This is a genomic window from Stappia sp. BW2 (genome assembly GCF_008107695.1).
In the GTDB taxonomy this organism is placed as follows: Bacteria; Pseudomonadota; Alphaproteobacteria; order Rhizobiales; family Stappiaceae; genus Roseibium.
Genome location: NZ_VIRG01000103.1, coordinates 109,892 through 122,241, shown reverse-complemented (window position 1 = coordinate 122,241; position 12,350 = coordinate 109,892). Strand labels below are relative to the sequence as shown.

Here is a 12,350-nt window from a genome sequence, read left to right as displayed (position 1 = left end):
GGCTTTGGGAGCGAACGCGACGGGTGAAGCGGAAACGGGCCCTTTGAGGCTTCATTTCGACCGCACGATCAAACTCGCGTTTCAGGGAAGCTCCATCAGTTCCGATGGCGGATTGCTGCTGCACCGGGAGCTGGATGACGCTCTTGGTCTAACCGGCATGGCGGCTCAGATGATGGTTGACCCGCGCACCGGCAAGAATGGTCAGCACCAGATCGGCGGCGACCTGCGCCAGTCAGTCTTTTCCCGACTGGCGGGCTGGGAGGATGTGAACGATGCCGACCGGCTTCGGTCTGATCCTGTGATGCGGCAGGTCGTTGGCGGCAAGGCGGTGAAGACCAGCGCCGCATCGGCGTCGGCCATGGGACGGTTCGAGACACAGATGTTGACACTGCCCGGTAACCTTGCGGCTCTTGCTGAACTGCCTGGGCGCTGGATCGACGCAGTGCATGACAAACAACCGCCGAAGTTCATCACACTCGACATGGACAGCTCCGAAAGCCCTGTGCATGGCGATCAGGAAGGCGCGATGTGGAACGGGCACTTCCGGTCCAAATGCCTGCATCCCTTGTTCGTGTTCAATCAGTACGGCGATATGGAGCGCTGCGCGCTTCGGCCCGGCAACGTCCATAGCGCTGACGGCTGGGAAGATGTCCTGAAGCCAGTGCTGGCGCGCTATTCCCGTTCGGCCCGCCCCTCACTCAAGCGGCGGCGCTTCCGTGCCGATGCGGCCTTCGCCATTCCCGCGCTCCTTGATCTACTTGAGGATGAAGACTGGGATTACGCCATCCGGATCAAGGGCAATCCGAAGCTGCACTCCCAGGTCGAGTGGCTGAGCAAGCGCCGCCCGGGCCGCCCGCCAAACCACATCGTCCGTCATTACACCAGCTTCCACTACCGGGCGAAGAGCTGGTCAAAGCCGCGCCGCGTGGTTGCCAAGGTCGAGTTCCATCCTGGCGAGCTGTTCCCGCGCGTGGGGTTCGTCGTCACCAACCGCAGCCTGCCAAACGAGAGGGTGCTGGCCTTCTACAATGACAGAGGTACAGCCGAGCAGCACATCAAGGAAGGCAAGTACGCGATCAAGTGGACCCGTCTGTCCTGCATGAAGTTCGCCGCCAACGAGGTGCTCCTTCAGCTTCATGCGTTGGCCTACAACCTCGCGAACTTCCTGCGCACGCTGGCAACACCGGAGGTGATCGAGACGTGGTCCCTGACAAGCCTGCGCGAACGCCTGATCAAGACCGGCGCGCGCCTTGTGCGTCATGGGCGCTACGCCATCTTCCAGATGGCCGCCGCCACGCTGCCGCGGAAAATATTCGCGCAGGTGCTCGACTTGATCAATGGCCTGCGCGGGCCGCCAGACAACCCGGTTCCGGCATGAGCGTCACCGCGATCAGATATGTTCAGCGCCGCTTCAAGGACAGGATTGGCGTGTCTGCCTTTCCGACCTGCCCCTCCCAAACAGCGTTCGAAGCACCAAACTCACGCTCCGCGTCTATGAAATCGCTCACACAAGCGCTCGGTGCTTGCCGCTCAAGCTTGGTCCTGCCGCCTCATCGCAACTATGATGGAAACCGAAGATCAAATGGGAAATCCGCATTCATGATTGTTCGTCTTCTTTTCCTCATTTCCTTCCTTTGCATTTTTGCAAGTTCGGCCGTCGGCTTCTATGCCAAGGAATTCTATCAGCCGATGAACTGGCCGCTCATGAAACAGAGCATGGCGGTGCTGGTCCCGAGCCTGATCGTCTTTTTCGTCAGTTTTTCGATTTTGAAGCGACGGCCCTTAAAACGCGCGCCGCAGCGTACCACGCCACAAGATGACGCGCTCAAAGCACGTATCAAACAGCTTGTGACCAGCAAAAAACCAGGTAGCAGGCCGCCTGAGGAGCGCAAAGCCGTTCAAGATCAGCTGGCGCGGTCGAATGATGTGGAAGCCTTCTACCTGGCTGGCTGGGATGATTTTGATCAGAACAGATATCTGGGTCAGGCGCCGGCCGGTAAGGCATTTCTCATGCCGCTGGCGGCTGGCCTCAACCGTCAGATTTCCGGTGGCAGGCAGCAAAACACGCTGCCAACCTATCAGGCTCTAACCAAGGCAGAACAAGAAGCGGTGAAAGTGATCCATCGCTGTCTGACAGGATCGGCCAGGGACGTCGATGCGGTCATGAAGACGACACAGGCCGGCAAACTGTTTGAGCCGATGTACATCCTCTACCGGGAAAGCGAAAGGTTTTGGGGGCTCAAGGAGACCTATCAGGAAGAAACCATCTATGAGCGCGTCACCGCCAGTCACGCAAAGCCTCAAAACCTGGTCGACAAGGAGGATCTTAAAGATATCGCCATGGCGCTGAATAGCGCGCGCACTATTTTCGAGGTCGTCACGGGGGAGGGCAAGGCACCGAGTGTCGAAGACAGCCAGTCTGTCCGCGCGGAAATCGAGGCCGCCGAAGCGATTCTCCTGAAGCGGGCGCCACGCCTTGAATGCGCCGACTGGAGTTCGGCCCGTAGCTGGTTCGGCGGCCGGCCACGGCTGGGGCGGATCGACTGGCCGTGTTCGAATAGCAGCGGTGAACCTATGGTGTTTCTGGCTCAGATCGATCTGGCTCGGATCCACGACTTGGGCGGGTCCGAGCTTTTGCCCAGTGAGGGGTGGCTCGCGTTTTTCATGGACCTCAAAGAAATGCGAGGAACTGTGCGCCACATTGAGGGTCATGTTCTCCCGGACATCACGCCAGCCCCAGACGATTTGCCGTCCGTTGAGGAATGGAAATCCTGGAGGCGCCTTGGAAAGGGTGGGGAGCCGCAATCAGAGGGCCTTTTTCCCTACCACCCTATGCAAATCGAAAAGCTTGGCATTGCTTATGACGCGGACGATGATGAACGCAACATTGCATTGTCAGCGCATGGAAAGCTGCGCAAATACAATCTGAGTGCATCAAAGGTTCTGGAAAAGGCAAATGCGCCGGCCGAATTTTTCGGTCAATCGCTGATGGTTTTTGCAGACGCGTTGCGCCGGGCCGCCGAGCAGAAGGATCTGGTCATTTCTCGGCAGGAGCGGCACCTTTCTCCGGAAGACCTGGAAAGCCTCAAGGAAACGGCACGCCAATTTGAAGGCATTTGCAGGGAGGTGTCCCGCTGGGCCGAAAGCGTCCCGCGCTGGCACCAGCTTTCGAGCGCCGAGACAGATGAATTGAAAGCAGTTTTCGCGAAGGTGAGAGCCGACGATTTGCGGCAATTCTGCCGCTGGCCTGTGCCAGGCAGCCTGGAAGACCTGCTGACACAGACCTACCTGGAAATGCTGTCCGCGGACGATTGGGTCTTTTCAAAACTGCCATTAGAAGTCCGAACTGTGCTTTCTGAAGACTATGCGTTACCTACGCGGGGGTACTGTCACCAGATGTTCGGGCGCGGCATTTCGGTGCAATCGAATGCCGCGTGGGAACACGAGGGCGATCACATGTTGCTGCAGCTGGCCTATGACGTGGAAATGGGCTGGAATTTCGGTGATATGGGCGTCTTTCAGTACTGGATCTCACCGGAAAATCTGAAACTCAGGAACTGGAGCGCCGTAGAACTGAGCTTTGAATGCAATTGAGCGTTCTTCAAGCCTGCCGCGAGGCTTATTTCAGATTAAATCCTGCCAAAGGAAGGCAGCGGCCACCGGCTTATATCTAAACTACTGGGGTGAAGCGGCTGGGACCGGTTACATGCTGCAAACCGTGGTCTTCACCGGACGGATACTGATTTAGATATCAATACGCTGTCGGTCAGGTTTTTGCTGAAGTCTGGCCCCTCGGAAGACTGCTGCGTCCGGTCCCCCTCCCCTCTTGACGCACCATTACCAGGCCCCCTCGCCTGCGCTGAAGTCGTTTCGGTAAGGACGCACCAATCGGGCGAGAGGATAAGCAAGTTTTTTTGCGGCTTGTCGGCAAGTTTCACAGCCGGACATCATCTTTCCAGGATCGTATAGCGGACCGTGTCTGACCACAGGATGATGGAAGGTTTTGAAAATTACTTGCTACGAAGAAGTAGATCCAGAAAAGAGTCTCCTGAGAAAGTAATTCCTGAACTGGAAGTTATTTTTTCATTTCTCATTTCGGTTGGAGTAAATCCGTAAATTTCTTTAAATTGCCTGCTAAACAAGGCTGGGCTAGTGAAACCGGCGTCATTTGCGATGGTGCTGACCAATCGCTTATCGGACGAGTCCATCAATGCTCGATAGCAATATTCGAGACGAGAAGATTTAATATAAGCAGAAACTCCACCCCTCTCTTTGAATAAGTATTGAAGGGACCTCTTGGAGATTTTCAGAGTTGTAGAAATAAATTCGGTGTTAAGGCCTCTATTGCCAATATTGTTTTTGATGAAATCTTTCACAATATTGAACTTCAGTACATTAATCGCCGGATCGGCTTCTGAAACGAGATCGGGCGTTTCCTGAATTGCAGCCCGTATTAGAATGGAAAACGATTTCCGGACTGCTTCTATCTGACTTGACGTCAAGTTTTCATCAATCTTCGCTGTCGATTTCATGAAATACGTAACAAGTGGCGTAAGTGTTGAGCAAATCTTTTTGTTCGTAAGGGCGTCGAGTCCGGCAGCAATGTCCTGAAACTCATTTCTACTTAAATAGAAGGAAATAAGTTCATTCTTTCTCATTACCCCGGAAAATGTCTTCCCGAATGACTTAACTGTTAAATCTCCCTGCTTTTCCTGTACGAAGTCGCCCCCGGATACACTGTCAATGCGTCCTTTCAAAACGAGGGTGAGAATCCAATGGTCTAGACCGTTGAGCGCGAGATGATTTTTGGTATGGTGAAAATCAACTGGATCCATGTTCCAGTGAACGAGGCTGAAACCTCTAAAGTCCATGGCTTTGACATTAACTTCGTATCCGTCTTCAATGGGTTTTACTGGAGACAAGGAATAGAAGTTAGTTACAGTTTGCGAAAAGAAATCGAACTGATCCCTTTTTTCCAAATCTTGAGTGCTAATATTATTTTTATACTCAGATTGCATTTTTCTCTCGCAACGGGCTATTTGCTTCACCGTTTGATTTCTTACTCAAACCACTGGGTTCACCGATAAACTGTAGAGGCTTTTAATCGGGCAGCCTGTGACGCGACGCACAGGCAATTTGGGCCTGTCGCAAGTATTTTTGAATTAAACGTCTCTTGTGATGTGGTTGTTGAAAGAGCGCTCCTGCACACAGGAGTTTTGCGTCATGTTTTTTACTGCCATTGTCGACAAGCCGAAGCGGCCATGAAAGGCTTCGGCTTTGCCGGCGACTAGGGCTCCCGCGAACAGAGCGACCTGCTTGCGGCGATCTTCGGGATTGAAAAAATCAGCAAAGCCTGGAAATTGCTCCCAAATCGCGAGAAGCTCGCCTACCGACGAAACTTGCGACAAGACCATGTTACGAGCTATCTGGTCCAAGTGTAACGTACTTGCTGATTTCTTCGCCCTCAAGTCCTACCAACATTGGGTGAGTAGTTCCGGGCAAAATTGCAACGTCATAAAGTTCCTCAACAGAACCTACGATGCTAATTTTGTGTTTTACCTTATTGTCCGCAAGCGAGATTATGTAAATGGCACACTCAGCCTGCTGATTACGAGCGCTGAGTTCAGAGTCCAAGGGTAGTCCTGAGAACACTTTGTTTCGAGGTTTGGAAAGAGCAACAATGGCGTGACCCTCATAAAAGGTCAAACCTCTCAAGAAGCCCGGACACCATACCAATCGCTCGAGCTGCCCGGAAATTCGGTCAACCCTGCCAAACCAACCTGACCCGGCCTCGAGGAGGTACAATTCATCCTGATACAAGCGTGGGGTGTGTGGCATCGACAAACCATCTGCCACGACCTGATTGGTTCGAATATCGACGATCTGGCCACCGTCTGCGCGGTGATCTCGCCATCCATCCTTGATGTTGCCAGGCCCCACGATACTGGCATAGGCAGCTTCACCGTCTTCGAGGCAAAACCCGTTAAAATGGCACCGGTCCTGATTCACGATTTGATCGATGAAGGAAGGCCGCCAAATCGGTGAAAAACTTCCTCGTTGGTCGAGTTCCGCGAGGCAATTGTACTTTGTCACTGCAGCAAGAAGACGTCCCTGGCGGTCGACGTGCAGGTCGTGGATATCGACGTTGCCCGTCACATTGCAACTGCGGGGCATGTATATCCTGTCCCATCCGTTCAAGGACTGGCCAGGAGTAAGGCCGTTTTCAAATCTCCATACGGCATATTGGGTTGAGAGATAGAAGCCCGATGGTGTCGGCCTCATAGCCATCGCGTTCCCGAAATTTCTCTCGTTCACAACGAAGCGTCCACCGACGCCGGGACCAATCAGGACAATCTTTCCGACAGTGTAAGTGGTAAACGCGAGCGATATCCGGTGCTTCTCCATCCAGGCGGAGAATCCGTTCGACAGGGTCAAAGTGAACGGATTCTGAGGTTTTTCCGTTACTGTATCACCAGCAACGATAGGTCCGGAATTGCTTTCAACGCTGGTTTGCTTCATGCGAAAGGACCTGCGGCTCAATCTTGTTGTTTTTCAATCGTTAAGAATGCAAGTGCAACAACAACACACCGTCTTTGCAAGACAACAGGTTTTCTGCTTCTGTTCGTGGGGTCACACCTGCATAGCGTGCGCCGGCCGGAAGCCGTCCTTGTTTGAACGCTTCCGGCCGGCAACAGGTCTGCGATCAGAACCTTGCGTTGAGGCGCCCGGAGACCGTGTTCTCGGAGTTTCCGTCGGCGAACTGGCCGCCGTAGTTGAAGCCGATGCTCACCTGGTTGCTAACCTGCAGCTCAAGGCCTGCACCGACGACCAGGGCATCTTCCGCGATTGGTGCACCATGTATTGTGAACGGATTGCCACCCGACACAAAGGCTTGTTCCAGGCTTGTTGTCGTGTCGCCGAACGCATGTTGCCAGGATGCATAGCTGTGCAGCTTGCCTTTTGTGCTTTCGAGCTGGAACTCTTTTTCAACACGCAAACCGAGGCTGGTATAGGTGACATTCTGCGTCTGGCTTGGTGACGTCACCGCAGCGATGCCACCTTTTTCCGTGAATCCGTCGCTCAGAACCGCGATGTGGGACAGACCGGCAAATGGCTCCAAAGCTGCAAAGGCGTTCTCGAACCGGTAGCCGGTCTCCGCAAATGCCTGGAACGTATGAGAGTTGTAGTCCGCCTGCAGTCGCTCATTCAGTGAACCGGCATTCACCGTCCGGTCGGTGGAGATATCGCTCAAGCTGTAGCTGGCACCGCCCAGTACCCGGAAATCGCCGTATTCGCGGCCCGCATACGCCCCGAACAGGAAGCTTTCCACATTCGCAGTGGAGGCAATATCGTCTGCTTCGATATCTGTGCGACTGAAGCCGCCAAACAGGCCCGCATGCACACCATAGCCGACAGTTGTGCCAGCGCCCACGATGAGGCCTCCGGTCGAGGCTTCGGCTCCGACCGCATTGCCATCGCTGTCCAGGTCTACAAAGGACCCATAGACCTGTCCCCATGATGCGAGTCTGTAGCCGGATGGCCCCGGATTGTTGCCGTGAGTGGCAATGTCGCCCTGCGATTGCGCGTCAGTTTTCAAGCTATCGCGCAGATGCGACATGATCCGGTTGCGGTTGCCGATGCCTTCCTGCAGCAGAATGCCTTGTGTCGATGCATGAACCTCGCCTGTCAGGAAGTTGAACAGGGTTGGCGCCTGATCTTCGCTGATGCCAATGACCGCGTCGAAGATCTCGTTTCCTTGTCCGGCGCTTTCAGCTGCCGCCGCAGCGGCTTTCTGGTTCTTGGTCTCAGCAAGATCTGCAAAGGCGACGTTGTTGCGCTGAATGGTCAGAACCACGTCCTTCGGGTTGGTGATCAATGCTCCATCCAGAAAGGCGAAATCCTGGGCAAGGAGCAGCGTGTCGAATGACCCGGTCACCGCATTGCCTGCGGTCAGGAGGGTGAACTCAGCGCCCGGAACGAAGGCGCTGGAGCCAGACCCCGTCCAACTGGTCAGAACTTTAACAGTTCCGCCGTTGATGGTGACGTCGTTGCCTGCCGTCACCAGGTCGACATTCCCCGTGTCTTCCAGTTCCACTTCCAGGGAAGAGCCGGCGTCGAAGGTCAGGTCCTGGGCGACGGCAAAAGTGCCGATCGAATTGCCCGCGCCGAGCGTACCGCCGTCAAGGATATCCGCTGTTCCGACGGTTCCGACACCCTGCAACCGCGACCCGGAGTTGACGGTCACCTCGCCGCCCGACGCATCCCCGTTGATCGCCAGTGTGCCGCCGTTGATCGCGATCGGGAGAGGTTGCGTGATCGCTCCATTCAGACGGAAAATACCGCTGTCTTCCTTGGACAGAAGGGTAAAGCCTTCAATATCGCCGTCGAGGGTGCTGTCACCGGTGCCGACGAGATTGAAATTGGCGGTCGTGCCGTCGAGAGCCAGGAAGTCGCCTGAAACTGTCGCATCCGTCGACAGGTTGAACGTGTTGGTTCCACCTATCGAGTTGATTTCGAAAACGTTGTCGGCAGCCGTTATCGTACCGCCGCTGATTGTCACCGTGTTGCCGCCGATACCGGAGGTGTCTTTTATGTTGATACCGTCATCGCCAGCTTCAATGGTCCCGCCGCTGACGGTAATCGTGTTGCTGTCGTCCGAAGCAGCGATACCTGTGCCGGCCGCCTTGATACTTCCACCTTCGACAATGACCGTGTTGCTGCCATTATCGAGGTTGATGCCGTCTTTGGTTTTCCCCGTGATTGACCCGCCCTTCACTGTGACGATGGTGCCCGTGCCAGTCACCTCAATGCCGTCTACGCCCGTCAAAGTCCCGCCATTGACGGTCACCTTGCTGTCGTCGCCATCGGCGTAAATTCCGTCGTTGCCCGCCGAGATGGTCCCGCCGTTGATGGTCACCGTGTTACCGTCGCCTTCGGCATAAATCCCGTCTTCGTCCGCCGAGATGGTCCCGCTGTTGATGGTCACCGTGCTGCCGTCGCCATCGGCGTAAATTCCGTCGTTGCCCGCCGAGATGGTCCCGCCGTTGATGGTCACCGTGTTACCGTCGCCTTCGGCATAAATCCCGTCTTCGTCCGCCGAGATGGTCCCGCCGTTGATTGTAATGGCGTTGTTTTTGCCCTCCGACTCAATGCCGTCTTCGCCAGCTTCAATGGTCCCGCCGTTGATGGTCACCGTGTTGTTGTCGCCGTAAATATCGATTGGATCGTCATCAGCCACTATGGTTCCGTTATTCACGGTCACCGTGTTGCCGTCGCCATAGGCATAAATACCCTCGTCGCCAGCTTCAATCGATCCACCATTCAGCGTTATGGTGTTGTTGTCGTCGTGCAAATAAATGCCGTCGTCGCCCGCTGTGATGCTACCGCCGTTCAATATTACCGTATTGCTGCCGTCTGCACCGTATACGCCATCATCCACTGATGTCACCGAGCCATCGGCATTGACCGTGACCGAGCTGTCACCGACTATCGTGACACCATCGCCGTCATCGATGTCCAGCACCGCCTCCCCGTTGGCATTGTCGCCATCGCCAAGGGTGACGCTCACATTAGGATCGTTGGCGGTAATCGTATCGTTGATAACGATATCGTCGCAAGCCAGATTGCTTCCGTTTACGAGGGGATCCGCCGGATCGACCACCACGCCATTGTTCTCGCACGCTGCCTGCGCTGTCGGAACCGGGCCAAACACAAGGCCTGCGCCGACCAGAGCGGACGACCCAAGCAAGACCGCGCGACGGCGGGCTCCTTTCGAGCCGTGTGATCGACGTGCATTTTCCGGAGATCTCAATAGATGTGAAGGCTTCTGCCAAACCATCGTCGGAACCTTTAATCTGATTGCGTTGTTTCAGACGGGGCTCGCCTACGAGATGACCCACTCCGGTCAGCCAAAGACATGCGCCCAGTTGCATTCTGATTAGTAGAATTCACCACATGTCCGCCATGTCTCCGGCGGTGATTTGCACTCACAGACAAGAGTTTGCGCAATGAGATAAGCTGCGGTGATGAAAAATGGCCGCCTTGACCTGGAAGGTGGTGGAGATCTTGATTCGATATGTCGAATAATAGAAAATGAAGATTCCAAAAAGTACCTGCCACTCGCTATTTGCATTTCAAAAATGTTTGGAACTGAAAAGCGTTTCTATCTCAGAGCCATCAGATGCCGAGACTGAATACCTGGTTACTTCTTCGGGAGCGTATGAAAGTAAGATTCAGAACAATTTCATTATGACTGGATTGTCGTGCAGAGATTAAACTGTCGATCAGAACAAAAAGTGTATAGCGCCGCGAGGAATATTTAAAAACATTGTACTTTCCTCTGAAATACCTTGAAGAAGAGTGCGCAAAACTGAAGAAATTACTCACGGAGCCGATGATCTAAGTGTCGACGCTTCGCGAGATGCTTGGAAAAACTTCTGACGCCGGGTTCAAGGAGGAGTGCCGTGAACTGGCCAATCGACACCAGGGGCTACTCGCAACGACGTGCCTGCGGGCTGGTCGGCATCGATCCGAGCGATTACCGGTATCGGGCCACGAAGTCCGACGATGCTGACCTAGGCCAGAGGCTCAGAGAACTGGCGTCAGAGCGCAGGAGGTTTGGTTATCGACGGCAGCACATCCTGCTGAAACGCCAAGCCTTTGAGGCCAACGGGAAGAAGGTCTACCGGATCTACCTGTCTGAGCGTCTGACAGTGCGCAAACGCGGCGGCCGGAAACGGGCGCACCGTTTGCTGCGCGACAAGCGGCCAATCACCGCCTCTTTTCGGGCGTCGCGAAGGAATGCCCTGCCGCGCAATCGGTCTCTCGACCTCGTCTCCGATGCGCTGATCGACGGCCGACGGTTCCGTGTCCTTTATGTCATTGATGACTTCCGACGCCTGGGCAGCATTAGGTCCAGCGTTGTTCCGAACGTGTCGACCGCGCGGCATAGATAGTTTCATTTGCGCTGCGTTCTACGAGGCTTTTTAGAGATTTTGATACGTTGCCGAGTCGTGTTGATAAAAGAGGATTGCGTACGTACTGAAGTTTTTCGGGTAGTGCTCGTCTTTAAAGGAAATTGCCATCTCGTCCGCGTTCAACAATTGCCGCGTGATCAGTGAATCTCGGCACGACGAAACCAATTAATACTTGCATCAAACCCATTCGAAAAAATTCGAAAATGAACAAGATTGCCTGCGCATTCTCTTCTCAAAGAGAAATAATCCACTGCTACCCAGTGAAACTCATTTAAGTATTCGTTGCCTGAAAGTGTCAAATGTAAAGAAATGCTCCGCGGAGCGGGACCCGCGGAGCACTGGAAGTTGAATGAAGGCGGTTATGAGAGCATTTGAGGTGCCGTGCCTCACCTTCTTGGCCCGGAGTAGAAATAATTTGTGTTTTGTTTCAATCGCCAGCCTGACGGCCATTAATCGCCTCGACAGGGGTTGCCGGGCTTGGAAATGGCTATCATGGGTTTGCGGAAGTTCGCAGAGCGCTCATGGTTTGACCGAAATTGTCCATCGGAACGTCAACGGAGTTAGCCGCGGAATTGAGTATCGTATAGTCAATTCTCACCTTGGCGCCTGCTTCCATCATATCAACGAATTCACTAGAATCCTGAGGCGTCAGATAACATCCTTCAGAAATACATGAATCGATCAAGAACTCACGGAAAAGTACGTCATCTATATAGAGTTGGAGTCTTCCAATTAGAAATAGGTCTAAAGCAAACTTTATCTTGAACACCGGTTTTTGTTGCGGTGGGTAGACAAATCCGAGCTTGAAGAGGAGGCGATTGCTCCCTTCCTCGCGGATGTCCCGGGTTACTCGGCAAACAAGGCTTTGGGGGTTACGGGTCGGACCGAAACACTCCGACTGCCACTGTGCCGCGTCGTGTCCAGCTCGAAAGCCTGCGGCAGATCCCACAGTTGGCAGGCCAAGGAGAAGTGTCACAGCCAGGAAAATTATCAGTTTTTTCATCATGTATTACTTAGAGTTGACCAGAGCAAAGCCGGTTTCCGTAGTAGCGAGCGCAAAGTTACGAAACTTGTTTTCGCGAAATGCATTCCTGGATCCAGTCCGAAACGCTCTGCTTTTTAGCGGGTTTCAATACAAATTGAACAGACTGAAGTCTATCTTTTGCGCGCTCAGACAAGACTTTGCGCACCAAGAATAGTGGCGCTCATCACTGTTCGTCTAAAAGTATTTCCAGTAAACGCCTTAAGTAAATTCGGCCCTGTTTCGGGGTGCGCGTGTTTTGTGCGCGAGGTTCAACACTGAAGTGATCGGCCGGTTCCTGGCCGCATCGATATTGTCGCCGGCTTTCCAGGCTACGGTCCGGTTTCCCGACT

7 protein-coding genes and 1 pseudogene are annotated in these 12,350 nt (G+C 54.0%); 3 read left to right on the top strand and 5 right to left on the bottom strand.

The features are described 5' to 3' along the window. Positions 1-4 precede the first annotated feature (4 nt). Entirely contained in the window at positions 5-1,378 is a 1,374-nt protein-coding gene (locus FMN63_RS29005; protein ID WP_148587642.1) for an IS1380 family transposase, read from the top strand. A gap of 50 nt (positions 1,379-1,428) precedes the next feature. Next, entirely contained in the window at positions 1,429-3,594 is a 2,166-nt protein-coding gene (locus FMN63_RS29000; protein WP_162530153.1) for a DUF1963 domain-containing protein, read from the top strand. Between the two features lie 416 nt (positions 3,595-4,010). Here the strand turns inward: FMN63_RS29000 and FMN63_RS28995 are convergent, their stop codons facing one another. From FMN63_RS28995 to FMN63_RS28980, 4 genes are all read right to left on the bottom strand, one after another. Continuing rightward, positions 4,011-5,048, bottom strand: a complete 1,038-nt coding sequence (locus FMN63_RS28995; RefSeq protein WP_148587640.1) for a helix-turn-helix domain-containing protein — start codon at positions 5,046-5,048, stop codon at positions 4,011-4,013. 114 nt (positions 5,049-5,162) lie between these two features. Next, the gene (locus tag FMN63_RS28990; protein WP_148587639.1) at positions 5,163-5,414 is read right to left on the bottom strand and encodes a hypothetical protein; all 252 of its coding nucleotides are present in this window, start codon (positions 5,412-5,414) and stop codon (positions 5,163-5,165) included. A 1-nt stretch (position 5,415) separates the two neighbouring features. Further along, positions 5,416-6,519, bottom strand: coding sequence for a TIGR03032 family protein (locus FMN63_RS28985; protein WP_148587638.1), 1,104 nt, complete (start codon positions 6,517-6,519; stop codon positions 5,416-5,418). 184 nt (positions 6,520-6,703) lie between these two features. Next, a complete protein-coding gene (locus FMN63_RS28980; protein ID WP_162530152.1) occupies positions 6,704-9,748 on the bottom strand; it encodes an autotransporter outer membrane beta-barrel domain-containing protein in 3,045 nt (1,014 codons plus the stop codon). Between the two features lie 591 nt (positions 9,749-10,339). On the opposite strand from FMN63_RS28980, the pseudogene FMN63_RS28975 reads away from it, so the two are divergent. Beyond that, a pseudogene (locus FMN63_RS28975) lies at positions 10,340-10,742 on the top strand (IS3 family transposase); the annotation flags it as partial. Positions 10,743-11,466: 724 nt separating this feature from the next. On the opposite strand, the gene FMN63_RS28970 reads toward FMN63_RS28975, so the two are convergent. After that, a complete protein-coding gene (locus FMN63_RS28970; RefSeq protein ID WP_162530151.1) occupies positions 11,467-11,979 on the bottom strand; it encodes an invasion associated locus B family protein in 513 nt (170 codons plus the stop codon). Positions 11,980-12,350: the final 371 nt, after the last annotated feature.

Bases quoted from the DNA above. Each gene is read 5' to 3' on its own strand.
- FMN63_RS28985 (WP_148587638.1), bottom strand. From the start codon at position 6,519: ATGAAGCAAACCAGCGTTGAAAGCAATTCCGGACCTATCGTTGCTGGT.
- FMN63_RS28970 (WP_162530151.1), bottom strand. From the start codon at position 11,979: ATGAAAAAACTGATAATTTTCCTGGCTGTGACACTTCTCCTTGGCCTG.
- FMN63_RS28990 (WP_148587639.1), bottom strand. From the start codon at position 5,414: ATGGTCTTGTCGCAAGTTTCGTCGGTAGGCGAGCTTCTCGCGATTTGG.